The sequence below is a fragment of the Pseudomonas sp. 2835 genome, from assembly GCF_050435905.1.
Classification (GTDB): Bacteria; Pseudomonadota; Gammaproteobacteria; order Pseudomonadales; family Pseudomonadaceae; genus Aquipseudomonas.
Genome location: NZ_JBNDLE010000005.1, coordinates 327,258 through 352,683, shown reverse-complemented (window position 1 = coordinate 352,683; position 25,426 = coordinate 327,258). Strand labels below are relative to the sequence as shown.

23 protein-coding genes are annotated in these 25,426 nt (G+C 62.7%); 8 read left to right on the top strand and 15 right to left on the bottom strand.

Annotation, left to right across the window (positions count from 1 at the left end; genetic code table 11):
- Window positions 1-100 precede the first annotated feature (100 nt).
- Both ABIE20_RS10005 and hrpA read right to left on the bottom strand, forming a co-directional pair.
- Window positions 101-1,222, bottom strand: a complete 1,122-nt coding sequence (locus tag ABIE20_RS10005; protein WP_429504789.1) for a beta-ketoacyl-ACP synthase III — start codon at window positions 1,220-1,222, stop codon at window positions 101-103.
- Between the two features lie 206 nt (window positions 1,223-1,428).
- Window positions 1,429-5,334, bottom strand: coding sequence for an ATP-dependent RNA helicase HrpA (gene hrpA / locus ABIE20_RS10000; RefSeq protein WP_429504788.1), 3,906 nt, complete (start codon window positions 5,332-5,334; stop codon window positions 1,429-1,431).
- A 447-nt stretch (window positions 5,335-5,781) separates the two neighbouring features.
- Between hrpA and ABIE20_RS09995 the strand changes: the two genes are divergently transcribed.
- Both ABIE20_RS09995 and ABIE20_RS09990 read left to right on the top strand, forming a co-directional pair.
- Window positions 5,782-7,146 carry a glutamine synthetase family protein gene (locus ABIE20_RS09995; protein ID WP_429504786.1) on the top strand — a complete coding sequence of 455 codons (1,365 nt, stop codon included), beginning with the start codon at window positions 5,782-5,784 and terminating at the stop codon, window positions 7,144-7,146.
- Between the two features lie 29 nt (window positions 7,147-7,175).
- The gene (locus ABIE20_RS09990) at window positions 7,176-8,483 is read left to right on the top strand and encodes an NAD(P)/FAD-dependent oxidoreductase (RefSeq protein ID WP_429504784.1); all 1,308 of its coding nucleotides are present in this window, start codon (window positions 7,176-7,178) and stop codon (window positions 8,481-8,483) included.
- Window positions 8,484-8,566: 83 nt separating this feature from the next.
- Here the strand turns inward: ABIE20_RS09990 and fadD1 are convergent, their stop codons facing one another.
- Both fadD1 and fadD2 read right to left on the bottom strand, forming a co-directional pair.
- A complete protein-coding gene (gene fadD1 / locus ABIE20_RS09985) occupies window positions 8,567-10,264 on the bottom strand; it encodes a long-chain-fatty-acid--CoA ligase FadD1 (RefSeq protein ID WP_429504782.1) in 1,698 nt (565 codons plus the stop codon).
- Between the two features lie 316 nt (window positions 10,265-10,580).
- Window positions 10,581-12,269 carry a long-chain-fatty-acid--CoA ligase FadD2 gene (fadD2, locus tag ABIE20_RS09980; RefSeq protein ID WP_429504780.1) on the bottom strand — a complete coding sequence of 563 codons (1,689 nt, stop codon included), beginning with the start codon at window positions 12,267-12,269 and terminating at the stop codon, window positions 10,581-10,583.
- Between the two features lie 209 nt (window positions 12,270-12,478).
- Between fadD2 and ABIE20_RS09975 the strand changes: the two genes are divergently transcribed.
- Together ABIE20_RS09975 and ABIE20_RS09970 are read left to right on the top strand one after the other, a co-directional pair.
- Complete coding sequence (locus ABIE20_RS09975; protein WP_429504778.1) at window positions 12,479-13,423, top strand: lysophospholipase; 945 nt, start codon at window positions 12,479-12,481, stop codon at window positions 13,421-13,423.
- A gap of 34 nt (window positions 13,424-13,457) precedes the next feature.
- A complete protein-coding gene (locus ABIE20_RS09970) occupies window positions 13,458-13,928 on the top strand; it encodes a MaoC family dehydratase (RefSeq protein WP_045187560.1) in 471 nt (156 codons plus the stop codon).
- Window positions 13,929-13,931: 3 nt separating this feature from the next.
- Here the strand turns inward: ABIE20_RS09970 and ABIE20_RS09965 are convergent, their stop codons facing one another.
- The 7 genes from ABIE20_RS09965 to ABIE20_RS09935 all read right to left on the bottom strand — a co-directional run bounded on the left by ABIE20_RS09965 (window position 13,932) and on the right by ABIE20_RS09935 (window position 18,969).
- A complete protein-coding gene (locus ABIE20_RS09965; protein ID WP_429504776.1) occupies window positions 13,932-15,167 on the bottom strand; it encodes an RNA polymerase sigma factor in 1,236 nt (411 codons plus the stop codon).
- Window positions 15,167-15,658 (bottom strand): SRPBCC family protein, encoded by a 492-nt coding sequence (locus tag ABIE20_RS09960; protein ID WP_429504774.1) that lies wholly within the window; start codon window positions 15,656-15,658, stop codon window positions 15,167-15,169. Before ABIE20_RS09960 ends, ABIE20_RS09965 begins: the two co-directional genes overlap by 1 nt.
- Before the next feature lie 19 nt (window positions 15,659-15,677).
- A complete protein-coding gene (locus ABIE20_RS09955) occupies window positions 15,678-16,022 on the bottom strand; it encodes a YciI family protein (protein WP_258610022.1) in 345 nt (114 codons plus the stop codon).
- Between the two features lie 86 nt (window positions 16,023-16,108).
- A complete protein-coding gene (locus tag ABIE20_RS09950) occupies window positions 16,109-16,543 on the bottom strand; it encodes a YybH family protein (RefSeq protein ID WP_429504772.1) in 435 nt (144 codons plus the stop codon).
- A gap of 315 nt (window positions 16,544-16,858) precedes the next feature.
- On the bottom strand, window positions 16,859-17,518 hold the full coding sequence (locus ABIE20_RS09945) for a LysE family translocator (RefSeq protein ID WP_195885915.1): 660 nt from the start codon (window positions 17,516-17,518) through the stop codon (window positions 16,859-16,861).
- Between the two features lie 81 nt (window positions 17,519-17,599).
- The gene (locus ABIE20_RS09940; protein WP_429504769.1) at window positions 17,600-17,932 is read right to left on the bottom strand and encodes a type II toxin-antitoxin system HicB family antitoxin; all 333 of its coding nucleotides are present in this window, start codon (window positions 17,930-17,932) and stop codon (window positions 17,600-17,602) included.
- Window positions 17,933-18,012: 80 nt separating this feature from the next.
- Window positions 18,013-18,969, bottom strand: a complete 957-nt coding sequence (locus ABIE20_RS09935) for a threonine dehydratase (RefSeq protein ID WP_429504767.1) — start codon at window positions 18,967-18,969, stop codon at window positions 18,013-18,015.
- A gap of 87 nt (window positions 18,970-19,056) precedes the next feature.
- Between ABIE20_RS09935 and ABIE20_RS09930 the strand changes: the two genes are divergently transcribed.
- From ABIE20_RS09930 to ada, 3 genes are all read left to right on the top strand, one after another.
- Window positions 19,057-20,400, top strand: a complete 1,344-nt coding sequence (locus ABIE20_RS09930) for a PLP-dependent aminotransferase family protein (RefSeq protein ID WP_429504765.1) — start codon at window positions 19,057-19,059, stop codon at window positions 20,398-20,400.
- Window positions 20,400-21,029, top strand: a complete 630-nt coding sequence (locus ABIE20_RS09925; protein ID WP_429504764.1) for a DNA-3-methyladenine glycosylase family protein — start codon at window positions 20,400-20,402, stop codon at window positions 21,027-21,029. The genes ABIE20_RS09930 and ABIE20_RS09925 overlap by 1 nt, the downstream gene beginning before the upstream one ends.
- A gap of 76 nt (window positions 21,030-21,105) precedes the next feature.
- A complete protein-coding gene (ada, locus tag ABIE20_RS09920) occupies window positions 21,106-22,167 on the top strand; it encodes a bifunctional DNA-binding transcriptional regulator/O6-methylguanine-DNA methyltransferase Ada (RefSeq protein ID WP_429504762.1) in 1,062 nt (353 codons plus the stop codon).
- Window positions 22,168-22,173: 6 nt separating this feature from the next.
- Here the strand turns inward: ada and ABIE20_RS09915 are convergent, their stop codons facing one another.
- Window positions 22,174-22,803 carry a lytic polysaccharide monooxygenase auxiliary activity family 9 protein gene (locus ABIE20_RS09915; protein ID WP_429504760.1) on the bottom strand — a complete coding sequence of 210 codons (630 nt, stop codon included), beginning with the start codon at window positions 22,801-22,803 and terminating at the stop codon, window positions 22,174-22,176.
- Window positions 22,804-22,902: 99 nt separating this feature from the next.
- A complete protein-coding gene (locus ABIE20_RS09910; RefSeq protein ID WP_429504758.1) occupies window positions 22,903-23,160 on the bottom strand; it encodes a DUF2790 domain-containing protein in 258 nt (85 codons plus the stop codon).
- 285 nt (window positions 23,161-23,445) lie between these two features.
- On the opposite strand from ABIE20_RS09910, the gene ABIE20_RS09905 reads away from it, so the two are divergent.
- Window positions 23,446-23,898 carry a GNAT family N-acetyltransferase gene (locus tag ABIE20_RS09905; RefSeq protein ID WP_429504756.1) on the top strand — a complete coding sequence of 151 codons (453 nt, stop codon included), beginning with the start codon at window positions 23,446-23,448 and terminating at the stop codon, window positions 23,896-23,898.
- On the opposite strand, the gene def is transcribed toward ABIE20_RS09905, so the two are convergent.
- Together def and ABIE20_RS09895 are read right to left on the bottom strand one after the other, a co-directional pair.
- Complete coding sequence (gene def, locus ABIE20_RS09900; RefSeq protein WP_045193433.1) at window positions 23,850-24,389, bottom strand: peptide deformylase; 540 nt, start codon at window positions 24,387-24,389, stop codon at window positions 23,850-23,852. The genes ABIE20_RS09905 and def overlap by 49 nt on opposite strands.
- Window positions 24,379-25,365 (bottom strand): YihY/virulence factor BrkB family protein, encoded by a 987-nt coding sequence (locus ABIE20_RS09895; RefSeq protein WP_429504755.1) that lies wholly within the window; start codon window positions 25,363-25,365, stop codon window positions 24,379-24,381. The genes def and ABIE20_RS09895 overlap by 11 nt, the downstream gene beginning before the upstream one ends.
- Window positions 25,366-25,426: the final 61 nt, after the last annotated feature.

The window sequence follows — 25,426 nt, the reverse complement described above, 5'->3', positions numbered from 1 at the left end:
CATCGTTCTGCGGGTAGAGTCCGATTAGGCGGATTTGTTACAGCCAACGCTATAAGCGAAGTGTCCCGCCAGCGTGGGACACTTCATCAGCAGCTGCAGCTCAACGCTTGCGCAGGATCACGCTACCGATCGAATAGCCGGCACCGAACGAGCTGAGCACACCCAGGGCGCCCTGTGGCAGGTCGTCCTGATGCTTGTGCAGGGCGATCACCGAGCCTGCCGAACTGGTGTTGGCGTAGCTGTCGAGAATCACCGGCGCCTCTTCTTCCAGGGCATCACGGCCGAGCAGTTTCTTCACGATCAGGTGGTTCATGCTCAGGTTGGCCTGGTGCAGCCAGAAGCGCTTGACGTCGCTGACGTTGAGGTTGTTCTCGGCCAAATGCTGGCCAATCAGCTCGGCGACCATCGGGCAGACCTCGCGGAACACCTTGCGGCCTTCCTGGACGAACAGCTTGTCGGGGGCGCCGATGCCCTCTTCGGCCGCGCGGTTGAGGAAGCCGAAGTTGTTGCGGATGTTGTTCGAGAACTGGGTCAGCAGCTTGGTGCTGACGATGTCGAACTGGTGCTTGGAGGTGGCCAGGTCGGCACGCTCCACCAGCACGGCAGTGGCGGCATCACCAAAAATGAAGTGGCTGTCGCGGTCACGGAAGTTCAGGTGGCCGGTGCAGATTTCCGGGCTGATCACCAGCACCGCGCGGGCCTGGCCCAGTTGCACGCTGTTGCAGGCGGTCTGGATACCGAAGGTGGCCGACGAGCAGGCCACGTTCATGTCGAAACCAAAGCCGTTGATGCCCAGCGCCTGCTGCACTTCGATGGCAATGGCCGGGTACGGGCGCTGCAGGTTGGAACAGGCAACGATCACCGCATCGACGTCGGCGGCGGTGCGCCCGGCGCGTTGCAGGGCCTGCTCGGCGGCGGCCACGGCCATCTGGCAGAGGATCGACGGTTCGTCATTGGAGCGCTCGGGCAGGCGCGGTTTCATGCGCTGCGGGTCGAGGATGCCGTCCTTGTCCATGACGAAGCGGCTCTTGATGCCCGAGGCTTTTTCAATGAAGGCGGCGCTGGACTCGGCCAGGGCCTGGACCTCACCGCGCTCGATGGCGGCGGCGTTGTCACTGTTGAACTGCTGCACGTAGGTGTTGAAGGATTGCACCAGCTCTTCGTTGGAGATGCTGTTGGCCGGGGTGTACAGGCCGGTGCCGCTGATGACGACGTTATGCACGGTCGTTCCTCTGTTCGGGGCCATTGCCAGCCCGGCAACGGCCTGTTCGGTCGGTTTGAGTTGGCACCAAAGTACCAACTTTGACTGGCAATGCCCCCAGCTTGCCGGGCCACTGCACAGTGCTGCATGCGTGAGCCGCGCAGGCCCGGCAGGATAATCCGGGGGGCGCGGCGTATATCAGCCAAGTGTGCCACAACTGCAAGGGTTTAGGCTTCCACCTGACTCCACTGCTTGCTCAGTCGTTTGTCGGAAACCGGCACCTTGGTACCCAACTGCTGGGCGAACAACGACACCCGGTATTCCTCCAGCCACCAGCGGTACAACTGCAACTGCTCGTCGCGCTTGCCTTCCTGCAGGTGCTTGTCGAGGCGGGTCTGGTACTGGCTCCAGAGGTTGCCCAGTTCGCCGCTCCAGACCCGGTCCTTCTGCACCTGGGCGCCAAGCTTCTCAAGGCGCAGTTCGATGGCCTTGAGGTAGCGCGGCAGCTCCTTGAGCCACAGCCCCGGGGTTTCGCGGACAAAGCCCGGGTAAACCAGGTTGCCCAGCTGCTGCTTGATATCGTTGAGGGCCACAGCCTGGGCCAGGTCGATCTTGCCCTTGAAGCGTTTTTGCAGGCCATGCCAGAGCTTGAGGATATCCAGGGTCAGGCGAGCCAGGCGTTCGGCGTGCTCGGCCCAGCTGCCGCGCTTGCGCTCGGCCAGCGAAGCCAGGCCGGCGCCATCGCGTGGCAGCGTGGCCTCGCCTTCGAGGATGCAACTGTCGAGACTGGCCAGCAGAATGTCTTCGACCAGCGCCTCGACCCGGCCCAGTTCACGGTACAGCAAGCCCAGCTCGGTCAGCCCCGGCAGCTTGCCGCGCAAAAACTTGGCCGGCTCCGCCAGTTGCTGCAGCAGCAGGCGCTGCAAAGCACGCCGATGCTGGAACTCGGCTTCGGCCTGGGTCGAGAAGCGCCCTTCCTTGACCGTGCCGTTTTCTTCCACGAGTGCCGGATAGACGGTCATCGACAGCCCGGCAAACTTCTGTTGCGCAGTCTCGGCCACCTGGGTGAAGGCCTTGGCCTGCACCGGCTGCTGGCTTTGCGCGGTCTGCGGGACCGCCAGCGCAGCCTGGCTGGCAGCGGCAAAGCGCGCGGTCAGTTCGGCCAGGTCGCGGCCTTCGCCAAGGAACTTGCCCTGGCCGTCGACCACTTCCAGGTTCATCTTCAGGTGGCTGTCGACCTGGGCCGCGGCCTCGGCCCAGGCTTCGTCGCTGACCCGCGCACCGGTCATGCGCAGCAACTCGCGGCCGAGCGCCTGGGGCAACGAACCTTCAGCGAAGCTCATGCGCTGCAGGGCGGCCTTGACGAAGTCCGGCACCGGCACGAAATTCTTGCGCAAGGCCTTGGGCAGGTTGCGCACCAGGGCGATGCACTTGGCTTCCAGCAAGCCCGGCACCAGCCACTCCAGGCGCTCGCCCGGCAGGCTCGGCAACAGCGGCGCCGGCACCCGCACGGTAACGCCGTCGCGCGGATGGTTAGGCTCGAAGTGGTAACTCAGGGCCAGGCTCAGGTCGCCCAGGCGCAGGGTGTCCGGGTACTGCGCGGCGGTCACTTCACTGGCCTCGCGGGCCAGCACGTCTTCCTCGCGCATGATCAGCAACTGCGGGTCTTTCTGGCTGTTGACCCGGTACCAGCTGTCGAAGGTTGCAGTCTGGTGGATTTCAGCCGGCAGACGCGCCTCATAGAAGCCGTACAGGGTTTCTTCATCGGCGAGGATATCGCGCCGACGGGCCTTGGCTTCCAGCTCGTCGAGCTGCTCAAGCAAGCGCCGGTTGGCGGTCAGGCACCTGGCCTTGGACTGAATCTCGCCGCCAACCAGGGCCTCGCGGATAAACAGCTCGCGGGACATCACCGGGTCGACCGGGCCGTAATGCACCGGGCGCCGGCCGACCACGATCAGGCCATAGAGGGTGACCTGCTCGAAGGCCACCACCTGGCCGCGCTTCTTCTCCCAGTGCGGCTCGAAGTGGTTTTTCTTGATCAGGTGCCCGGCCAGCGGCTCGATCCAGTCCGAATCGATCTTGGCCACCATGCGCGCATAGAGCTTGGTGGTTTCCACCAGCTCGGCTGTCATCAGCCATTGCGGACGCTTCTTGCCCAGGCCAGACGACGGATGCACCCAGAAGCGCCGTTGGCGGGCGCCGAGGTAGTCACCGTCTTCGCTCTTCTGGCCGATCTGGCTGAGCAGGCCGGAGAGGATCGCCTTGTGCAGACGCGGGTAGTCGGCAGGCTCTTTATTGATGCTCAACTGCAGGTCGCGGCAGATCAGGCTCAACTGCCGGTGGGCGTCGCGCCATTCGCGCAGGCGCAGGTAGTTGAGGAAGTTCTTCCGGCACCAGTTGCGCAGCGGGCTGGCGGTCAGGGCCTGGCGTTGCTCTTCAAAGCCACGCCACAGGTTGACCAGCGCGGCGAAGTCGGAGTCGGCGTCTTTCCATTGCGCATGGGCCTGGTCCGCCGCTTGCTGGCGCTCCGGTGGCCGCTCGCGCGGGTCTTGCACCGACAGCGCACTGGCGACGATCAACAGCTCGTTGAGGCTGCCCTGCTTGGCGCCTTCGAGCAGCATGCGGCCCAGCCGCGGGTCCACCGGCAAACGCGCTAGCTGGCGGCCCAGGGGCGTCAGCTGGTTCTCGCGGCTGACCGCCGAGAGCTCCTGCAGCAGGTTGAAGCCGTCGTTGATGGCCTTGCCATCCGGCGGTTCGATGAACGGGAAGGCGTCGATCTCGCCCAGGCGCAGGTGCAGCATCTGCAGGATGACCGCAGCAAGGTTGGTACGCAGGATTTCAGGGTCGGTGAAGGCTGGCCGCGCATTGAAGTCTTCTTCGCTGTACAGGCGCACGCAGATACCCGGCTCGACCCGGCCGCAACGGCCCTTGCGCTGGTTGGCGCTGGCCTGGGACACCGCTTCGATCGGCAGGCGCTGAACCTTGGCCCGGTAGCTATAGCGGCTGATGCGCGCGGTGCCGCTGTCGATCACATAGCGAATGCCCGGCACCGTTAGCGAAGTTTCCGCAACGTTGGTGGCCAGCACCACGCGCCGCCCCGGATGGGACTGGAAGATCTTCTGCTGCTCGGCCGGCGACAAGCGCGCGTACAACGGCAGGATTTCGGTATGGCGCAACTGCGCCTTGCGCAGCATCTCGGCGGCATCGCGAATCTCGCGCTCGCCGGGCAGGAACACCAGCACATCGCCCGGGCCCTTGCCCTGGCTGCGCTCAAAGGCGGCGATCTCGTCGAGAGTGGCAAGGATCGCCTGGTCGACGGTGAGGTCGTCCTCGACGCGGTTACCCTCCTCGTCCTGCTCGCGGGTTACCGGCCGGTACCAGGTTTCCACCGGATAGGTACGGCCCGACACCTCGATGATCGGCGCATCGTTGAAGTGCTTGGAGAAGCGCTCAAGATCAATGGTCGCCGAGGTGATGATGACCTTGAGATCGGGGCGGCGCGGCAGCAGGGTCTTGAGGTAGCCGAGCAGAAAATCGATGTTCAGGCTGCGCTCGTGCGCTTCGTCGACGATGATGGTGTCGTAGCGCTCAAGAAAACGGTCGTGCTGGGTTTCGGCCAGCAGGATGCCGTCGGTCATCAGCTTGACCAGGGTGTTGGCGTCGCTCTGGTCTTCAAAGCGCACCTGGTAACCGACCAGCGCCCCCAGCGGCGTACCCAGCTCTTCGGCGACCCGGGTGGCGACGCTGCGCGCGGCGATCCGCCGGGGCTGGGTATGGGCGATCAGACCGTGCTGGCCGCGGCCCAGCTCCAGGCAGATCTTCGGCAGCTGGGTGGTTTTGCCCGAGCCGGTTTCACCGGCGATAATCAGTACCTGGTGCTCGGCCAGAACCTTCTTGATTTCTTCACGCTTGGCCGCAATCGGCAGGCTGTCGTCATAACGAATGCTCGGCACACTGGCCTTGCGCGCGGTGACCTGGGCGCAGGAGGCCTGGACCTTGTCGACCCATTGCGCAAGCCTGGCCTCGTCCGGGCGCTTGCGCAGCTCGTGCAGTTGCCGGCGCAGGCGGTGGCGCTCGGCAATCATGGCGTGGTCGAGGTTTTTCAGCAGTTGATCAATCGCGTGGTCAGTCATGGGGGCTTTTTAGTCGTGCAGGTGAGCCTGCTTTTGCATGATCGGCTTTTCAAGGGCTGCGATTGTCGCAGATTTGCCGACGCTCGGCACGGTTGCGGTCTGGCAGACGATTGTTTAGCCGCGGCCTACCTGAAGTTACCCAAAGGCTTATTTAATGAACCTTCCCCGGCGTGGGAGTATCCAGGCATGACTTCGTCTCCCGGTTTGCCCCACCCGCTGCTGCGTCCTTCGTTTGCGAAGGTGCGGGCACGCTGCGGGGAAAATCCGCTGGTACATATCATTCTCGCCTTCTGGGCCTTGTGGCACTGCCGCCATGCCCGCCCACCGGACGCCCGCCTCGCTCTGCACTGAACCGTGCGGCCAGCTCCTGGCCGACTTTCCTTGTCGATGACTGGCGCCTTACCGGCTGCACAGTCCTGTGCGCCTTGAGGCGCGAGCGAGAGCACCATGCAATTTGCCCCCATCGAGCAGGCCCGAACGTTCCTGGCCGAAAACCCCGATATCGAGATGATCGAGCTGTTCATCCTCGACGCCAACGGCGTGCCACGCGGCAAGCTGCTGCACCGCGAAGAGCTGCTGGCGGTGTACGAAAGCGGCCGGCCATTGCCCAGTACCATCCTCGGCTTGACCCTGAACGGCGACGATGTGGAAAACTCCGGCCTGGTCTGGGATGTCGGCGATATCGATTGCCGCGCCTACCCGCTGGAAAACAGCCTGGTGCGCCTGCCGTGGCGGCAGATCCCCACCGCCGCGCTGCAGGTCAGCATGCACCCCAGCGAAGGTATGCCGGCGAGCATTGCCGACCCGCGCCACCTGCTGGTCAAGGTCATCGATGCGCTCAAGGCCGACGGCTACTACCCGGTGATGGCCTGCGAGCTGGAGTTCTACCTGCTCGACCAGCAACGCGACAGCCACGGCCGCCCGCAACCGGCACTGGACAGCGACGGCGGGCGCCCGCGTGGCACCCAGGTCTATGGCCTGCGCGAGCTGGAACAGATCGAGCCGTTTCTCGCCGACCTCTATGGCGCTTGCAAAGCCCAGGGCATTCCGGCGCGCACGGCGATTTCCGAATATGCCCCGGGCCAGGTGGAAATCACCCTCGAGCATGGCGATGCGCTGCTGGCCATGGACCAGGCAGTGCGCTACAAGCGCCTGGTCAAGGGCGTGGCGCACAAGCACGGGATGCAGGCCTGCTTCATGGCCAAGCCGTTCGATCACCTGGCCGGCACCGGCATGCACATGCACGTGAGCCTGGCCGATGCCAAGGGTAACAACCTCTACGCCAGCGAAGACAAGGCCGGTACACCGCTGCTGCGCCAGTCGGTGGCCGGCATGCTCACGCTGCTGCTCGATTCGCTGCTGCTGTTCTGCCCCAACGCCAACTCCTACCGCCGTTTCCAGGCCAACAGCTACGCGCCGCTGGCACCGACCTGGGGCGTCGACAACCGCACCGTCAGCCTGCGCGTGCCCGGCGGCCCGGCCAACAGCCGGCACATCGAACACCGTATCTGCGGTGCCGACGCCAACCCTTACCTGGCCGCGGCAGCAATCCTCGCCAGCCTGCATCACGGCATCCGCCAGCAGCTCGACCCGGGCGCACCGGTCGAGGGCAATGGCTACGCCCAGGCCACCGAACTGCTGCCCACCGACTGGCTGACCTCGCTGACTGCGCTTGAGCGTTCAAGCTGGGCCCGGGAGGCCCTGGGTGCCGAGTTCCTCGGCGTGTACCTGGCGGTCAAGCGTGCCGAGTACCGTCAGTTCATGGCCGAAGTCGGCGAACAGGACTGGCGCTGGTACCTGACCCAGGCCTGACACTTTATTTTTGCACCAAGGATTTTGTTATGAATGCAGCCGTAAACGCCGGCCCTGCCCAGCGCAGCGCCTCGTACTACACCGCAAGCCTCAACGACGCCACCCAGTACCCGACCCTCAAGGGGACGGTGAAGGTCGACGTGGCAATCATTGGCGGCGGCTTTACCGGGGTCGCCAGCGCCGTGGAGCTGGCCGAACGCGGCCTGAAAGTCGCCATCGTCGAAACCAACCGCATCGGTTGGGGCGCCAGCGGGCGCAACGGCGGCCAGGTCACCGGCAGCCTCTCAGGCGATGAAGCGATGCGCAAGCAGATGCGCGACAAGCTCGGCGATGACGTCGATGATTTCATCTGGCACCTGCGCTGGCGCGGCCACCAGATCATCGAGCAAAGGGTCGAGCGCTACGGTATCGACTGCGACCTCAAGCGTGGCCACCTGCACGCAGCAATGAAAGACTCGCACATGGGCGAGCTGCGCGCTTTCGCCGCCGAGGCCGAGCGCCGCGGCATGGGCGATCAGGTCGAACTGCTCGATCACAACGCTATGCGCGAACACCTGCAAAGCCCGCTGTACCTCGGTGCCCTGAAAAACCGCCGCAACCTGCACCTGCATCCGCTCAACCTGTGCCTGGGCGAAGCCCGCGCCGCGCACAGCCTGGGCGCGCTGATCTTCGAGAACTCCGAAGTGCTGGACATCATCCATGGCGACCAGCCGGCGGTAGTGACGGCCCATGGCCGGGTCGAGGCCAAGCAGATCCTGCTGGCCGGCGATGTCTATCACAAACTGGAAAAGCGCCAGCTCAAGGGCAAGATCTTCCCGGCCATGGGCGGCATCGTCACCACCGCGCCGCTGGGTGAGCTGGCCGCGCAGATCAACCCTCAGGACCTGGCGGTATACGACTGCCGCTTCGTCCTCGACTACTACCGGCTGACCGCCGATGGCCGTCTGTTGTTCGGCGGTGGCGCCAACTATTCCGGGCGCGACTCACGGGATATCGCCGGCGAACTGCGGCCGTGCATCGAGCGCACCTTTCCGGCGCTCAAGGGCGTGCCGATCGAGTTCCAGTGGAGTTGCGCAATGGGTATCGTGGTCAACCGCATTCCGCAGCTGGGCAAGCTTTCGGACAACGTCTGGTACTGCCAGGGTTACTCCGGGCACGGCATCGCCACCAGCCATATCATGGGCGAGATCATGGCCGAAGCACTGACCGGGACGCTGGAGAAGTTCGATACCTTTGCCGGCTGCAAACACATCAAGGTGCCGATGGGCGATGTGCTGGGCAATCCGTTGCTGGCGGCGGGGATGTGGTATTACCAGATGCTTGAAAAACTGCGCTGAAAGCATCGCTGGCAAGCCAACTCCCACTGGATGATGGTGGGAGCTGGCTCGCCAGCGATCGAGCGCGAAGCGCTCGCCTTGACTCAGGCGATCTTCTTCAGGCCCAGCTTCTTCAGTTCTTCATCACGCAGTTCACGGCGCAGGATCTTGCCGACGTTGGTGGTCGGCAACGCATCGCGGAACTCGACAAAACGCGGCACCTTGTAGCCGGTGACGTTGGCACGCATGTGCTCCATCACCTGCTCCTTGGTCACGGTCATGCCCGGCTTGACCACGATGAAGATCTTGATCACTTCACCGGATTTTTCATCCGGCACGCCGATGGCCGCGCACTGCAGCACGCCTGGCAACGCCGCCAGCACATCCTCAAGCTCGTTCGGATAGACGTTGAAACCGGAGACCAGGATCATGTCTTTCTTGCGATCGACGATGCGCATGTAGCCGTTGGTCTGGATCACGGCGATGTCACCGGTCTTCAGCCAGCCGTCACTGTCGAGGATCTCGTTGGTGGCGTCTTCACGCTGCCAGTAGCCCTTCATTACCTGCGGCCCTTTCACGCACAGCTCGCCGACTTCGCCCAGGGCCAGTTCGACACCGGCGTCGTCGATGATCTTGCACAGGGTCGAAGGCACCGGAATGCCGATGGTGCCGATCTGGTTCTGCTCGGCCGGGTTGACCGCCGCCACCGGGCTGGTTTCGGTCATGCCGTAACCTTCGCAGATGGCGCAACCGGTCACCGCTTTCCAGCGTTCAGCGACGCTCATCTGCAGGGCCATGCCGCCAGACAGGGTGATCTTCAGGCCGGAGAAGTCCAGCTTGCGGAAATTCTCGTTGTTGCACAGGGCAACGAACAAAGTATTGAGGCCGACAAAGCCGCTGAACTTCCACTTGCCCAGTTCCTTGACCATCGCCGGCAAGTCGCGCGGGTTGCTGATCAGGATGTTGTGGCTGCCGATCAGCATCATTGCCATGCAATGAAAGGTGAAGGCATAGATGTGATACAGCGGCAACGGCGTGATCAGGATCTCGCAACCTTCATTGAGGTCCGAACCCATCAGCGCCCGGCATTGCAGCATGTTGGCCACCAGGTTGCGGTGGGTCAGCATCGCGCCTTTGGCCACCCCGGTAGTGCCACCGGTGTATTGCAACACGGCGACGTCATTGCGGTCTGGATTGGCTTCCTGAAAGGTTTTGCCACGGCCCTTGCTCAAGGCGTCGTTGAACTTGACCGCCTTGGGCAGATTGTACGCCGGGACCATTTTTTTCACGTACTTGATCACGCTGTTGATCAACAGGCGTTTAACCGGTGGCAAGAGGTCGGCCACTTCGGTGACAATAACGTGTTTGACCTGGGTCTTGGGCACTACCTTTTCGGCCAGGTGCGCCATGTTTGCCAGGCAGACCAGCGCCTTGGCGCCGGAATCATTGAACTGGTGTTCCAATTCCCGCGCGGTATACAACGGGTTGGTGTTGACCACGATCAGGCCCGCACGCAGGGCACCGAACACGGCAACGGGGTATTGCAGAACGTTGGGCAGCTGCACGGCAATACGATCACCCGGCTGCAGGTCGGTATGCTGTTGCAGGTAAGCGGCAAAAGCCCCTGACAACTCATACAACTCGCCGTATGTAATGGTTTTGCCCAGGTTGCTAAAGGCCGGTTTATCGGCAAAGCGTTGGCAAGACTGCTTCAATACCGCCTGAATATTCGGATACTCATCAGGATTGATTTGCGAGGCAATCCCGGCTGGGTACTTATCCTTCCAAAAATTTTCGATCATGGAAGCCCACTCCTCCAGCAACAGCGAATTCTTCACCGCAGTCGATGCGATTATTATTGATATAAGATTACGGTTTATTGCAAACCTGATAATCAGAAGCGGGCCGAGAGTAGCAGCTTTGCCAAGGGCCGCCTAGAGCTAAAGTAGCCCGAACAGTCACGGAAATGACTCTTGATAATCACGTAGTCATTTTTAGAGTAAAAATTCTAAAGCTCAAGTTTCAAGTCACAAGCTACAAGCTGGCCGGGCTTGTAGCTTGTAGCTTGTAGCTTGTAGCTTGTAGCTTGCAGCTTGTAGCTTGCAGCTTCCAGTGCCCTCAAGCTATATCCCGAAGCTCCCGGCGCAAAATCTTGCCCACCGCCGTCATCGGCAGCGACTCGCGCAAGACAATTTGCTTGGGCACCTTGTAGCCGGTGAAGTTGGCCTTGCAATAAGCCTTCAGCTCTTCAAGGCTTACCCCGCCCTCGCGCGGCACCACGAACAGCTTCACCGCCTCGCCCGAACGCTCGTCGGGGATGCCGATCACCGCGCAACTGGCCACTTGCGGATGGCTCATCACCACTTCTTCGATCTCGTTGGGGTACACGTTGAAGCCCGAGACGATGATCATGTCCTTCTTGCGGTCGACGATGCGGGTAAAGCCGTCCGGGTCGATCACGGCAATGTCACCAGTCTTGAACCAGCCTTCGCTGTCCAGCGCCTCGGCCGTCGCCTCGGGGTGCTGCCAGTAGCCCTTCATCACTTGCGGGCCCTTGATGCACAACTCGCCGCGCTCGCCGAAGGGCTGCTCGACACCTGCATCGTCAATCACCTTGAACGCCGTGCCCGGCACCGGAATGCCCACGGTGCCCAGGCGTGCCAGCTGGCCGTAAGGGTTGGTGCTGGCTACCGGCGAGGTTTCGGTCAGGCCGTAGCCTTCGACAATGCGGCAACCGGTGATGCTCTCCCAGCGCTCGGCGGTGGCGCTGACCAATGCGGTACCGCCGGAGTTGGTGACCTTCAGCGCCGAGAAGTCGAGGTTCTTGAACTCTGGGTGATTCATCAGCGCGACGAACAGGGTGTTGAGCCCGAGCAACCCGGAGAACTTCCACTTCTTCAGCTCCTTGACGAAGCCGGCGATGTCCCGCGGGTTGGTGATCAGCACGTTGTGGTTGCCGGTGACCATCATGCACATACAGTTCGCGGTGAAGGCATAGATATGGTAGAGCGGCAGCGGCGCGATCATCACCTCCTGCCCGTCCTTGATCAGGCGCTGGCCATCGGCACCGTGCTGGGAGAAACACGCCAGCACCTGGAGCATGTTCGCCACCAGGTTGCCGTGGGTCAGCATCGCGCCCTTGGCCAGGCCCGTGGTGCCGCCGGTGTATTGCAGCACGGCGATGTCATCGAGGCCCAGCGCAACCGGCTTGAGCGACTGGCCGCGGCCCTGGGCCAGGGCGCTCTTGAACGGCACCGCCTGGGGCAGGCGGTAGTCCGGGACCATCTTCTTGACCTTGCTGACGATGGTATTGACCAGCCAGCCCTTGGCCGTCGGCAACATGTCGCCCATCTTCGCCTCGATGAGGAACTCGAGGCCGGTGTCGGGCAGCACTTCCTGCACCAGCTTGCCGAACATGTTCAGGTACACCAGCGCCCGGGCGCCGGAGTCTTTGAACTGGTGGCGCATTTCGCGGGCGGTGTACAGCGGGTTGGTGTTGACCACGATCAGGCCGGCGCGCAAGGCGCCAAATACGGCAATGGGATACTGCAGCACGTTGGGCATCTGTACCGCAATGCGGTCGCCCGGCACCAGGTCGGTATGCTGCTGCAGGTACGCGGCAAAGGCCGCGGAATAGCGTTCCAGTTCGGCGTAGCTCAGGGTTACCCCGAGATTGCTGAACGCCGGGCGGTCAGCAAACTTCTTGCAGGAGCGTTCGAACACTTCGACCACTGACTTGTAAGCATTCACGTCAATTTGCGAAGGAACCCCTGCCGGGCGCTTGTCATTCCAGAAATCAGCTTGCATCTATTATTGTCCTCATACCTGAGCCGATCCGGCCCCCTTGCCTGCTTGGCGAAGAAGGTGCTCTGCCGACGTTAGCAGGTATGTCGCAGGTGGCAAATACGCCAAGCGCTGTCATTAACATTGTGAATCTTATTGCTGATGACCCTGCGATTGTGCGGCTGGGTTATACACTGTGCTGACTTACCGAGTTGCGCGCACAAGGACCCGCCATGCACCACGACGCGTTCTGGCTCCCGGCCAGCGATCACTGCAGCCTCTACGTTTATCAATGGCTGCCGGCCACACCGATCAAGGCGGTGGTGCTGCTGGCCCACGGCATGGCCGAGCACGCCGGGCGCTACCAACGCCTTGGCGAGGCCCTGAGCACTGCCGGCTATGCCCTGCTCGCCCACGACCAGCGCGGCCATGGACGCACCGCCGAACTTGGCACTTTAGGCCTGTTCGCCCGACACAATGGCTGGAACAGCGTGGTCAACGACCTGGCCCTGCTCAGCCAGCACATCGGCCAGCAGTTTCCGGGCACGCCGGTGTTCCTGTTTGGCCACAGCATGGGCAGCTACATTGCCCAGGCCTACCTGATGCACCACGGCGCCAGCCTGCAGGGCGCGATTCTCAGCGGCTCTAACTTCCAACCGCCCGCGCTGTACCGCACGGCCTGCCTGATCGCCCGCTTCGAAGCCTGGCGCCAGGGCCCGCTGGGCCATAGCGCACTGATCGAGTGGCTGTCGTTCGGCTCGTTCAACAAAGCCTTCAAACCCAACCGCACGGCGTTCGACTGGCTCAGCCGCGACAACGATGAAGTCGACAAGTATGCTGCCGACCCGTTGTGCGGCTTTCGCTGCAGCAACCGTTTGTGGATCGACCTGCTGATGGGCCTTGAGCAAATCAGCCAGCCACGCAACCTGACGCAGATCGATCCGAACCTGCCGATCCTGGTGATGGGCGGCGAATGTGATCCGGTCAGTGCCGGCAAGCGTCTCAAGGATCTGGCCGGTGCCTTGCGCCTGGCCGGCAATCAGCATGTGCAGGTGCAGCTCTACCCCCAGGCGCGGCATGAGCTGCTCAACGAAACCAACCGTGACGAGGTCACGGCCGCCATCATCGACTGGCTGGAGCAGGCCCTGGCCATTGGCCGCCCCGCCCGCAGCGAATGACCGGCCGACCCGCACGTCAGAAGGAAAGCCAAGCATGACCCAGGTCACCAACACCCCGTACGAAGCCCTTGAAGTCGGCCAGACCGCCAGCTTCAGCAAAACCGTCGAAGAACGTGACATCCAGCTGTTCGCGGCGATGTCCGGTGACCACAACCCGGTGCACCTGGATGCCGAGTTCGCGGCCAAGAGCATGTTCAAGGAGCGTATCGCCCACGGCATGTTCAGCGGTGCGCTGATCAGCGCCGCAGTGGCCTGCGAGCTGCCTGGCCCGGGCACCATCTACCTGGGCCAGACCATGAGTTTCCAGAAGCCGGTCAAGTTCGGCGATACCCTGACCGTGCGCCTGGAAATCCTCGAGAAACTGCCAAAGTTCAAGGTGCGCATCGCCACCCGCGTGTTCAACCAGAACGACGAGCTGGTGGTCGATGGCGAGGCCGAGATCCTCGCCCCGCGCAAGCAGCAGACGGTCGAGCTGGTCAGCCCGCCGCCGATCACCATCGGCTGATGCCTACAACTCGGCCAGGCGGCGCTCGATAAAGCGCCGCTCCGGGCCCTGGCGGGTCAGCCCGAGAGCACTGCGATAGGCCTCGCGGGCGTGATCCAGGCGACCCAGCTGGCGGCACAGTTCGGCGCGGGCCGAATGGGCCAGGTGATAATCCTGCAACTGGCCACGATCCAGAATTGCCTCCACTGCCGCCAGCCCCGCCTCGGCGCCATCGCGCCGGGCCAGAGCCGCTGCGCGGTTGAGCGCGATCACCGGTGACGGCCAGCGTTGCAGCAGCACATCGTACAAACCGACGATTTCATCCCAGTCCGTTGCCTCGGCACTGGCAGCTTCGGCGTGCACAGCCGCTATCGCTGCCTGCAGGCTATACACGCCGAACTGCTGGCTGCGCAGGGCTTGCTGCACCAACTGGCAACCTTCGTCTATAAACGCACGGTTCCACAGGCTGCGGTCCTGCTCATCAAGCAGTACCAGTTCACCCTCGGCGTCGCTGCGCGCCTGTTGCCGCGAGGCCTGCAAAAGCATCAAGGCCAGCAGCCCAAGCACCTCCGGGTCAGGCAGCAGCTGCTGGAGCAAGCGCCCCAAGCGGATCGCTTCATCGCTCAGGTCATGACGCATCAGGCTCTCACCAGACGACGCCGAATAGCCTTCATTGAACACCAGGTAGATCACCCGCAGCACGCTATCAATCCGCTCCGGCAGCTCGGCCAGCGACGGCACCTGGTACGGTATGCGCGCATCACGGATCTTGGCCTTGGCCCGCACGATGCGCTGGGCAATGGTCGCCGGGCTCTGCAAAAACGCGCGGGCGATTTCTTCGGTGGTCAGGTCACAGACCTCGCGCAATGTCAGCGGCACCTGGGCATCGGCGGCCAGCGCCGGGTGACAACAAGTGAAGATCAGGCGCAGACGGTCGTCTTCCAGCTCTTGGTCATCCACCTGAACTTCCTCCAGCAACTCCAACGCCTGCATCAACTGCACCTGGGAACGGTCGAAGCGCGCACGCCGGCGCAGGCTATCGATGGCCTTGAAACGCCCGGTAGACACCAACCAGGCCCGCGGGCTTGCCGGAATGCCGTCGCGTTGCCAGCGCTCCACGGCGATGTAAAACGCCTCGTGCATGGCCTCTTCGGCCAGGTCAAAGTCGCCCAGCAAGCGGATCAGCGTCGCCAGGATGCGCCGCGACTCCTGGCGGTAGACGGTCTCCAGTTGCGCCCGTACCTGTGCCAGCGCTGCCATCAGTCGGGCATCTGCGTGGTCACCAGCGCCACCAGGCGATCCAGGCTCTCACCCCAGCCGCGATGAAAGCCCATCTCTTCATGGGCCTGGCAATCGGCGGCACTCCAGTGCCAGGCCCGGGCGGTGTACTGGGTCTTGCCGTGGACGTCGTCAAAGGTCACCACGGCGGTCATGAACGCCTTGTTCGACGGCACCCAGCCTGGGCCGAAGGCATCGGTGAAGACGATCCGCGCCGGCGGCACGATCTCCAGATACACGCCCTGGTTCGGGTATTCGCTGCCGTCGGGGGCACGCATCACCGTACGAAACAAGCCGCCGACCCACAGCTGCATTTCGCATTCCGGCGTGGTCATGCCGTTGGGCCCCCACCACTGGGCCAGCAGTTGCGGCTCAGTCCAGGCGCGAAACACCTTGCGCCGCGGCGCATCGATCAGGCGCGTCAACGACAACTCATGCTGCGCCTTGGGCGGCTCGGGGTGTAAAAGGCTCATCGTGTTGTGCTCCTTGGGTTCAGGGTTGCAACTCGCGGACCGGCCGCACCTCGACACTACCGACTCGCGCTGCGGGAATGCCCTTGGCAATGTTCAACGCCTCGTTGAGGTCGCGGGCATCGACCAGATAGAAGCCGGCCAACTGCTCCTTGGTTTCGGCGAACGGGCCGTCGGTCAGGCTCATCTGCCCGCCGCGCACACGCACGGTGGTCGCGGTCTGCACCGGTTTGAGCGCCTCGGCGGCGAGCATCCGGCCGCTGCCCTGGACCGACTCGGCATAGGCCATGCACTCGGCGTCGGCCGGGCTTTCAGGCAGGCTGTGCAGCAGACTTTCATCACAGTAGACCAGGCACAGGTATTTCATCGTCGTCTCCACCGCTGGGGATACTATGGCGGCAGGTCGCACCGCCTTGAAAAGCGCGATTCGGCATAACCCTCGGGGTTTTCAGCTCAAGGCTTGAGCGAGAACAGCGCGGCACCGGATTCCATGTCGAAGGGTGCCGACCAATGCTCATGAATCACCTTCCACTGGCCATCGATGCGCTGGTAGCCAACGGTCGCGCGCATATAGCAGCCTTGATCCTCACCGCCTTCGCTGCTGGCCTGACCACAGCGGTTGAGCCAGTGGGCCAGGGCCAGCTCCGGGGTGGCGTGGATCTGCAATTGCTCGATTTCGAAGATCATCTCGCCGGGGCAGTGATCCATGCAGGCCTGCCAGTGGGCGCGGTAGGCAGCCTTGCCCTGGAACTGCAATTGCTGGATGGCATCGAAGGCGCGAATGTTCTCGGCGTAAGGCGCGGTAATGGCCTCGACATCGCGCGCGCGTACGGCGGGAAGCCACTGCTCGATGAGTTGGCGGATTTCGTTCTCGGCGGCACTGTTCATGGTCGTGTCCTCTGTGCGATGGGGCGCCGGCAAACTCGGCGCGTTCACAGATGGTCGAATGGCAGTGGTTGAAATCGACAGGCTGAGGAAATGGATAACCCAGCAACCTCAATTTCGGGACTAAAAAAAGAGCCCCTTGCGGAGCTCTTGGCGTTACTGCCCAAGAAAACTGGCGCCGGAGCGCTTGGCGCGTTTGGCGGCGTGTTTCTCCTTGGCGGTTTTCAGTGGTTTTTTCTTCGTCATCTTTTTCGCATCAAGGCCTTTCATCGAAGATCCTCCTGCCTGACGGCACCTGCGCACCGGTGTCTCGAATCATTATAGACCCGGGGTGGCCGCAGGCACGGCGAGGATGAACTCGCGGTAACCGGAAAGGATCACGTAGCCGGCGAAATAGCAGAAGATGCCCGCCGACAGCAGGTACGACCAGGTCAGCAAGCGGTCACCCAACAACCGCCCGCCATGGCTGGCAATGCCGCACAACGACAGGCACCAGATCAGCCCGGCGGCAAAAAAACCGCTAAGAAAAAGCCCGGCCTCAAGCAGGCTGCCGCCCCCTGAACGAGAAATCAGCACCCCGCCGACCGCAGCAAACCAGAGGATGGCGCTGGGCGAGGACATGGCCAGGAAGATCCCGCGCAGGAACTCGCGCCAGCCCGATTCGATCACGACTGCGCCAGGGGTCTGCAGATGAGTGTTGCCGCGCAGCGCCGCCAGCAGCATCTTGATGGCAAACCACACCAGCAACACCGAGCCGCCCAGCCACAGCACCCAGCGCACCGTCTCAAATTGCAGCAGCACGGTCATCCCGGCCAACGCCGCAATGGCATACAACAGGTCACCGACACAGGTGCCCAGCCCCAGCCAGAAACCCTGCAGAAAACCCCGCTGCATGGCCAGGGTGATCATGGCGATATTGGCAATGCCGATATCCAGGCACAACGACAAACTCAGCAGAAATCCGTTTGAAAAAGGCATCGACGTTCAGTAACCGCGGTTGAAGGCAGGCGCTATTAAAACGGTTTTCTGCTGGGCTGTATTGGAAGAAATTGCCTTTATTCAGGCTTGTGCTGCGCGTTCAAAAACTTCATCGGCCCATTGGTTGAGGCTCTTGCCAGCCGATTGAGCTGCGATGGTCGCCGCAGCATGGACTTCTGGCCTGATACGCAGCATGACCTTGCCGGAAGCGGGTTTTTCCGGCTTGACCCCACGCTCGGCGCAATCGGCCAGGTAGTCATCCAGGGCCAGGTGAAACGCCTCATGCAACTGCCTGACGGCGCTGGCGTGAAAGCTGATGATGTCACGCAGCCCCAGGACACGTCCGACGAAAATATCGTCCCGTGGGTCGTATTCGACTCGGGCGGTGTAGCCCTTGTAATTCATAGTGTTCATGGGCGCAGTCCCTAATTTGACGTTAAAAATGCTATCAAATTTAGATAGCATTTTTTATCAACCGATCAATTCAGGATTTTTCAATCGCCCGCCAGCACCTGAGCATACCGCTGCCGGTCAATGTTCGCCCCGCTGAGGATCACCGCCACCTTGCGCCCTTGCTGGCGCTCGCGCTCCTGGATCAGTGCGGCAAGGCCGGCGGCACCTGCGCCTTCGGCGGTGTTGTGGGTGTCTTCGTGGTAGATGCGCATGGCCCGGGCCACTTCTTCGTCGCTGACGCGCACAATGCGTGCGGCGTGCTGGCGGATGATTTCAAAGGCTTCGGGCAACGGCATGCGACACGCCATGCCATCGGCGAAGGTGTTGGCCGTGGCGGTGGTGACGATGCGGCCCTGCTCCAGGCTCTGGGCAAAGGCGTCGGCGGCGCTGGAGACCACGCCGACGATCTCGGTGCGCAGGCCCAGCAGGTTGCGCGCCTGGATCAACCCGCAGATGCCCGAGCCCATGCCGATCGGCACGTAGATGCAATCCAGCTCGCGCACGGCTTCCAGCAGCTCCAGCGCGTAGGTGGCGACGCCACGGATCAACTCGGGGTGAAACGGTGGCACGCTCTCGTAACCATGCAACTGGGCCAGGCGTGCGGCCTCTTCGCGGGCCTGGTCAAAGTCGGCGCCGTGCTCGATCAATTGGGCGCCCAAAGCGCGCATCGCCGCGTTCTTTTCGAGCGAGTTGCCCTCGGGCACAACGATGATAATCGGCAGCCCGGCATTGCCCGCAGCCAGGGCCATGCTCTGGCCGTGGTTGCCACGGGTGGCGGTGACCAGGCCGCGCACCGCCGGCTTTTGCCCCAGCAGCCACTGCACATACATCAACCCGCCGCGCACCTTGAAGGCGCCGGTCGGGGCATGGTTTTCATGCTTGACCCAGACTTCGCAGCCCAGCCGCTCGGCCAGGCGCGGCCAGGCGTACTGAGGGGTGGCGGGTACGCTGGCATGAACCAGGCGGGCAGCTTCGCGCAGGGCTGGCAGGTCGAACATGGAACACCTCGGCAGGATCGGATTTGACCTGATCCTAGTCGCCGCGCATTGTATGGGTAAATTCCTATATTGCATGGCCAACAATAAATGTGGACCCCTACCCTCTGCGACGATGCCCAGCCGCGCTACCTGGCCCTGGTCGATGCAATAGCCATTGCCATCGAACGAGGCGAGCTGAAAGTCGGCGAACGCCTGCCGCCACAACGGCGCCTGGCCTGGAACCTGGGGCTCAACCCGAGCACCACCCAGCAGGCCTACCGTGAAGCGGCGGCACGCCATTTGGTTTCGGGCGAAGTCGGCCGTGGCACCTATGTGCTGGCCGGCAGCAAGGAGGCCACGCTGTTTCGCCTCAAACAGCGCGACGTGCAACCGAGCCTGATCGACCTGTCGACCAACGTACCGGTGATCGAGCCGGCCAACCGCGACAGCGAAAACACTTTGCAGGCGCTGCTTGAGGAGGGGCTGGCGGCTTGCCTGGATCACTACCTGAGCGCCGAAGAGTTGCTGCGCGGGCGCCTGCACGGTGCCGCCTGGCTGGCCAATCGCGGTTTGCAGTTGAACGCCAGGCAACTGCTGCTGTGCGGCGGCGCCCAGCAGGGCCTGTTCACGGTGTTGCTGTCGCTGTGCCAGCCAGGCGAAGCGGTGCTGGTCGAAGCCCTTACCGCACCCGGCATCAAAGCCGCCTGCCGGCAGTTGCGCCTGCCGCTGCATGGCATCGGCCTGGACGATCAGGGTATTGTCCCGGACGACCTCGATCGGGTCGCCCGCGCCACCGGCGCGCGGGTCATGGTCCTGACCCCGAGCCTGCACAACCCAACCGGTGCGTGCATGAGCAGCCCCCGCCAGCAGGCGATTGCCGAGGTGGTCGAGCGCCATGACCTGCTGGTAATCGAAGATGATGTCTACGGCGCGCTGACCGACCAGCCGCCACTGTGGCGGTTGCTCGGGCGCCGCGGCCTGTTGATCAGCAGCCTGTCGAAAACCGTGGGCGCTGGTCTGCGCCTCGGTTGGATCGTCGCTGACCCGGCATTACTGGAGCAGATCGACCCCCATGCCCAGGCCACTCACTGGCAAATATCACCCCTGAACTTGCAGATTGCCTGCCGCTGGATTGCCGATGGCACCGCGCAAAGGCGCCTGGCCTGGCAGCGTGAGGAAGTTAACCAGCGCTGGCGCCTGGCGGGCAGGATCCTGGGCAGCCATTTGCTCAACACCCGCCAGCCATCGCCACATATCTGGGTCAGGGCCGGGCTCAGCGCCGCGCGCTTGACCGAGGCCTGCCGGACCCATGGCGTGGCAGTGGTGCCAGGCGAGGTGTTCGCGGTAAAACAGCATGACCTGGCGGCAATCCGCATCAGCCTGTCGGCCGCTGGCAGCCGCGCCGAACTCAAGCAGGCACTGGAACAAGTGGCCAAGGCACTGGAGGCCTGATGAGCACGCATGCGTTCTATACCGAGGCACAAACCTGCCTCGCCGCACTCGACCCGCAGTGGGCCGCGCACATCGAGGCGGTCGGCCCGTGCCTGCATCAGCCCAAGCCCACCCGCGACCCGTATCAGGCGCTGGTGCGGGCCATTGCCTACCAGCAACTGCATGCCAAGGCCGGCGATGCGATCCTCGCGCGCTTTCTGGCGCTCTACCCGGGCAGCACCTTTCCCAGCCCCGAGCAGGTGCTGGCGACCACCCCGGAGCAGTTGCGCGCCTGCGGCTTTTCGGCGAGCAAACTGGCAACCATCCAGGGTATTGCCCGGGCACGCCTCGACGGCCTGGTGCCGGACTATCAGCAGGCTCTGATGCTTGAAGACGAGGCACTGATCGAACGCCTGGTAAGCCTGCGTGGCGTGGGACGCTGGACCGTCGAGATGCTGCTGATCTATACCCTGGAGCGCATGGACATCCTCCCGGCCGACGACTTCGGCGTGCGCGAGGGCTACCGCCGTTTGCAGGGCCTGCCCGAGCAACCGACACGCCGGCAGATGATTGACCTGGGCAAGTCCTGGAGCCCGTACCGGACCGTAGCCGCCTGGTACCTGTGGCGAGTGCCGGCCAGCCGAGTTTGAGCGCAAGACCCGGAGTTTTTCCTGTGAGCCGCCCCCGTAGCCTGAACCCATCGAACAACGCCAGGAGCACCCCGTCATGAGTACAGGCAAACCACGGATCAGCGAATCCGACCCGCGCTGGCAGGCCATAGTGGCCCGTGACCCGGCCGCAGACCAGGCCTTTGTCTATGCCGTGCGCACCACCGGCGTGTACTGCCGGCCCAGCAGCACCTCGCGCCTGCCGCGCATCGATAACGTCGAGTTTTTCGACACCGCCGCACAGGCCGAAGCCGCTGGCTACCGGCCAAGCAAACGCCGCGGCGCCGACCAGACCCATGTCGCCGAACAACACCGGGCGCAGGTCACCCGCGCCTGCGCCTTGATCGAAAACACCGACCCGGCGCCGAGCCTGAACCAGCTGGCCGAGCACCTGGAAATAAGCCCCTTCCACTTTCACCGGGTGTTCAAGGCCGTGACCGGGCTGACGCCCAAGGCCTATGCCTCGGCCCACCGCGCGCGCAAGGTGCGCACACAGTTGCAGCAATCGGCAACGGTCACCGACGCCCTGTACGAGGCCGGTTTCAACTCCAACAGCCGCTTCTACGAATCGAGCAACGCGCGCCTGGGCATGACCCCGGGGGCCTATCGCGATGGCGGTGCCAACACCGATATCCGCTTTGCCATCGGCCAGTGCACCTTGGGGGCAATCCTGGTGGCGCAGAGTGAACGGGGGATATGCGCAATCCTGCTCGGTGACGACCCGCAGGCGTTGCTCAATGATCTGCAGGATAAATTCCCCAAGGCCAACCTGATCGGTGGCGATGCCGGGTTTGAAACCCTGGTGGCCAGGGTCGTGGGCTTTATCGAGGCGCCGGGCATCGGCCTGGACCTGCCGCTGGACCTGCGCGGTACGGCGTTCCAGGAACGGGTCTGGCAAGCCTTGCGGGCGATCCCGGCTGGCAGTACAGCCAGTTATGCCGAGATCGCTCAGCGGATCGGCTCTCCCAGGGCGGTGCGCGCCGTGGCTCAGGCTTGCGCGGCCAATGCCCTGGCTGTGGCCATCCCGTGTCACCGGGTGGTGCGCAGCGATGGCAGCCTTTCGGGCTACCGCTGGGGCGTGGAGCGCAAGCGCGAGTTGCTGGCGCGCGAGAGCCAGTGAGGCGGGTTACTGGAAGTTGACGTCGAAGGCCTGGTAGAAGGCGTTGCCGGTGTCAGCGACCAGCCACAGCAGCACGATTACGTGATGGCCTTTTTTGTTGGCCGGTAGCTTGACGTCGTGTTCAACCTTGGCCTTGAGCTGCTCCTTATGCTCGTAGTAAGGCGTGTACGGATAGAGATCTTCGGCAAAGGGTGCCGTTTCGAGCTGAGCGCGACCGATACGTTTGTTGGCATCCCATCCGTCTTTGGTAATAAACCAGCGATAACCACGGGTGGTGTGCGGGGCCGTGTACTCCCACTTCACATGAAAAGTCTGGCCCGGCGTGACATTCAACAACGGCCAGGTAAACGGTTTGCCCAGTTTCGCGGACATTTCCGCGTTGGTGTAATTGACGACGTCACGAGCGTCCTGTTTACCGCCACTTAGAATATATCCATCGGCGGGGGGCACAACACTTGGGTCATCCGTCTGAAAGGGTGCAGGCACCGGTCCTGCCGCCAGGCTCGGGAAGTTCTTGCCGCCTTCCATTTCATTGAGTTGCCAGTTGCCAAGCAATCCCAGTTCGACGGTCTTGGAACCGCGGCTTTCGGGTGAAATGACGCGGCCGTGCCGCAGATTTTTCTCAGGGCTGTTCATTGCAATCACTCCATGTGAGATAAGAAAACCTGTCCACCCTGGACCCGATTTACCCTAGCTCAAGCGCTGCAATGCGCAACCCAGAGGCGCCGAACGGTATCAGCCGTTGCTGCAGCCGTCGCCCATGGCGCGGTACTCGATGGTGTGGCGCTGACCCTGATGGTCTTCGTAGGTCATGGTTGCCGGTACCACTTCACAGACATTGGGAATGGTCGACAAACTGATGACTTTGGCAATATCCAGGTTGGTGCTGTAGTCGTACTGTTCAACAACCGGTTGTGCCGCAGCGGTATTGATTTCATCCGCCAGGGCGAACGAAGAAACAGCAACCAAAGCAAGTGCAATTAAGCGTTTCATGATAATAGGCCTGCAAAGCAATCAAACTAATCGATTGACTTCATTTGCCAATAAGGGCGCGGAGAAGTTGTTATATCAAGCGATGGGACATAACACGAAGACCCGACCCCACTACAACTTATTCTGTGGGATGTGGTTAGTTTACAAGGTACTTCAGGCGGTTAAATCGCGAAGCCGGACAATCACTGTTACCGCTTGTGCAACAATAACTCCAAGGCAAGCCCCTCGACATTGATTGCCTTGCGGTGTAAAAGCCCGGGGTAGAGCCATTGCCAGATCAAACCCGTGACCCGTTTACGCTACTGCCCATTGCTTGCGCCCGAGCGGCCCTTGCTGAATAAATTCTATCGAAACCACGGCTCGCCCATGCGCGCGGCGGCCCAGGGCCGGCTTTGGGTGGCCCGGGCCGAAGAAATCGTCGCCGCCTTGTGCCTGAGTGAAGTGCCCGGCGGCCATTGGCTGACCGGCTTGTTCGTGGCCCCCGCCTGGCGCGGCCAGCAACTCGCCGGCCGCTTGATCGACGCGGCGCTGGCTGAGTTGCAAGGCAACATCTGGCTGTTCTGTCATCCGGACCTGACAAGCTTCTACACCCGCCAAGCCTTCAACACCACCGACGCCCTGCCTGCGCCACTGGCCGAGCGCCTGCAGCGCTACCAGCAAAGCAAGCCGCTGCTGGCGATGGTGCGGGTTCAGTCGTCGCTGGCCGGGTCCAGCCCGGGGAACAGCACCTCGGTATAACCGAAGCGGCTGAAGTCGTGGATGCGCGAGGGGTACAGGCGGCCGATCAGGTGGTCGCATTCATGCTGCACCACCCGCGCATGAAAGCCTTCGGCGTTGCGCACGATAGGCTGCCCCTGCGGGTCGATGCCTTCGTAGCGAATCCGCTGGTAGCGTGGCACCACGCCACGCAGGCCCGGCACCGACAGGCAGCCTTCCCAGCCGTCCTCGACCTCGGTGCCCAAGGGCGTGATCAGCGGGTTGAGCAAAATGGTCCGCGGCACCGCCTCGGCATCCGGGTAGCGCTCGCTGCGCTCGAAGCCGAAGATCACCAGTTGCAGGTCGATGCCGATCTGCGGCGCGGCCAGGCCGACGCCGCCGACATGCTCCATGGTTTCGAACATGTCGGCGATCAGCCGCTCAAGCTCGGCGCTGCCAATCATGTGCGCCGGCACCGGTGGGGCGATGCGCAACAAGCGCTCATCGCCCATTTTGAGAATGTCATGAATCATGCTGGCTTCGACTCAAGGGTTCGCTGGCAGGCGTGGTTTCATGATCGAGCGAGTGATCGCGGCCCAGCCCGGATACATGCTTTTTATCATGCTCAGGGGCCGCGCCATCAAAGTCTTTTTCGCCGGGGTCCTTGCCTTCTTCGGACATATGCTCGATCACCGCATTCATCTCCGCGCCCAGCAGCAATACGGCAGCAGAAATATAAAAGTACAACAGCAGGACAATGATCGCGCCGATACTGCCGTACATGGCGTTGTAGTCGGCGAAGGTCTTGACGTAATAACCAAAACCCAACGAAGCGATGATCCACACCACTACCGCCAGCACCGACCCCGGGGTAATAAAGCGAAACTTCTGCTTCACATCGGGCATCACGTAATAGATCAGCGCCACCGCAACCATCATCAGGATGATGATCGCCGGCCAGCGCAGCACGGTCCACAGGGTGACAATGAACTCCTGCATGCCGATCTGCGAGGCAATCCATTCCATCACCTGCGGCCCCAGCACCATCAGCGCCGCGGCCGCCAGAAGCATGCCGGCAATACCCACGGTGTAGACCACCGACAGCGGGATGCGCTTCCACACCGGGCGTCCTTCGACCACGTCATAGGCCGCGTTCATGGCGCTCATCATCAACCGCACACCGGCGGACGCAGTCCACAGGGCGATAACGATACCCACCGAGAGCAACCCACCCTTGGACTGCTGCAACTGGTCGATCACCGGATTGACCTGCTCCAGCGCCTGGGGCGGCAAGACCAGTTCCGACTGCAAGCGCAGCCAGGAGAAGAAGTCGGGCAAATGCAGAAAACCGATCAGGGCGATCAGGAACAGCAGGAAGGGAAACAGCGAAAACAGCATCTGGTAGGCCAGCGCCGAGGCATAGGTGGACATCTCGTCATCGAGAAATTCCTTCACCGTGCGCACCAGCACACGGTGCAACGGCAAGCCGCGCAGGTCGGGAAAAATCATAGCGTCTCCTTTCGCCGCTCGAGGGTCATGGGCGGTTCCTCACACACTCATCTGACAGGTA

Coding starts and splice junctions, on each gene's coding strand:
- hrpA (WP_429504788.1), bottom strand. CDS start 5,334: ATGACTGACCACGCGATTGATCAACTGCTGAAAAACCTCGACCACGCC.
- ABIE20_RS09995 (WP_429504786.1), top strand. CDS start 5,782: ATGCAATTTGCCCCCATCGAGCAGGCCCGAACGTTCCTGGCCGAAAAC.
- ABIE20_RS09990 (WP_429504784.1), top strand. CDS start 7,176: ATGAATGCAGCCGTAAACGCCGGCCCTGCCCAGCGCAGCGCCTCGTAC.
- fadD1 (WP_429504782.1), bottom strand. CDS start 10,264: ATGATCGAAAATTTTTGGAAGGATAAGTACCCAGCCGGGATTGCCTCG.
- fadD2 (WP_429504780.1), bottom strand. CDS start 12,269: ATGCAAGCTGATTTCTGGAATGACAAGCGCCCGGCAGGGGTTCCTTCG.
- ABIE20_RS09975 (WP_429504778.1), top strand. CDS start 12,479: ATGCACCACGACGCGTTCTGGCTCCCGGCCAGCGATCACTGCAGCCTC.
- ABIE20_RS09970 (WP_045187560.1), top strand. CDS start 13,458: ATGACCCAGGTCACCAACACCCCGTACGAAGCCCTTGAAGTCGGCCAG.
- ABIE20_RS09965 (WP_429504776.1), bottom strand. CDS start 15,167: ATGGCAGCGCTGGCACAGGTACGGGCGCAACTGGAGACCGTCTACCGC.
- ABIE20_RS09960 (WP_429504774.1), bottom strand. CDS start 15,658: ATGAGCCTTTTACACCCCGAGCCGCCCAAGGCGCAGCATGAGTTGTCG.
- ABIE20_RS09955 (WP_258610022.1), bottom strand. CDS start 16,022: ATGAAATACCTGTGCCTGGTCTACTGTGATGAAAGTCTGCTGCACAGC.
- ABIE20_RS09950 (WP_429504772.1), bottom strand. CDS start 16,543: ATGAACAGTGCCGCCGAGAACGAAATCCGCCAACTCATCGAGCAGTGG.
- ABIE20_RS09945 (WP_195885915.1), bottom strand. CDS start 17,518: ATGCCTTTTTCAAACGGATTTCTGCTGAGTTTGTCGTTGTGCCTGGAT.
- ABIE20_RS09940 (WP_429504769.1), bottom strand. CDS start 17,932: ATGAACACTATGAATTACAAGGGCTACACCGCCCGAGTCGAATACGAC.
- ABIE20_RS09935 (WP_429504767.1), bottom strand. CDS start 18,969: ATGTTCGACCTGCCAGCCCTGCGCGAAGCTGCCCGCCTGGTTCATGCC.
- ABIE20_RS09930 (WP_429504765.1), top strand. CDS start 19,057: ATGTGGACCCCTACCCTCTGCGACGATGCCCAGCCGCGCTACCTGGCC.
- ABIE20_RS09925 (WP_429504764.1), top strand. CDS start 20,400: ATGAGCACGCATGCGTTCTATACCGAGGCACAAACCTGCCTCGCCGCA.
- ada (WP_429504762.1), top strand. CDS start 21,106: ATGAGTACAGGCAAACCACGGATCAGCGAATCCGACCCGCGCTGGCAG.
- ABIE20_RS09915 (WP_429504760.1), bottom strand. CDS start 22,803: ATGAACAGCCCTGAGAAAAATCTGCGGCACGGCCGCGTCATTTCACCC.
- ABIE20_RS09910 (WP_429504758.1), bottom strand. CDS start 23,160: ATGAAACGCTTAATTGCACTTGCTTTGGTTGCTGTTTCTTCGTTCGCC.
- def (WP_045193433.1), bottom strand. CDS start 24,389: ATGATTCATGACATTCTCAAAATGGGCGATGAGCGCTTGTTGCGCATC.
- ABIE20_RS09895 (WP_429504755.1), bottom strand. CDS start 25,365: ATGATTTTTCCCGACCTGCGCGGCTTGCCGTTGCACCGTGTGCTGGTG.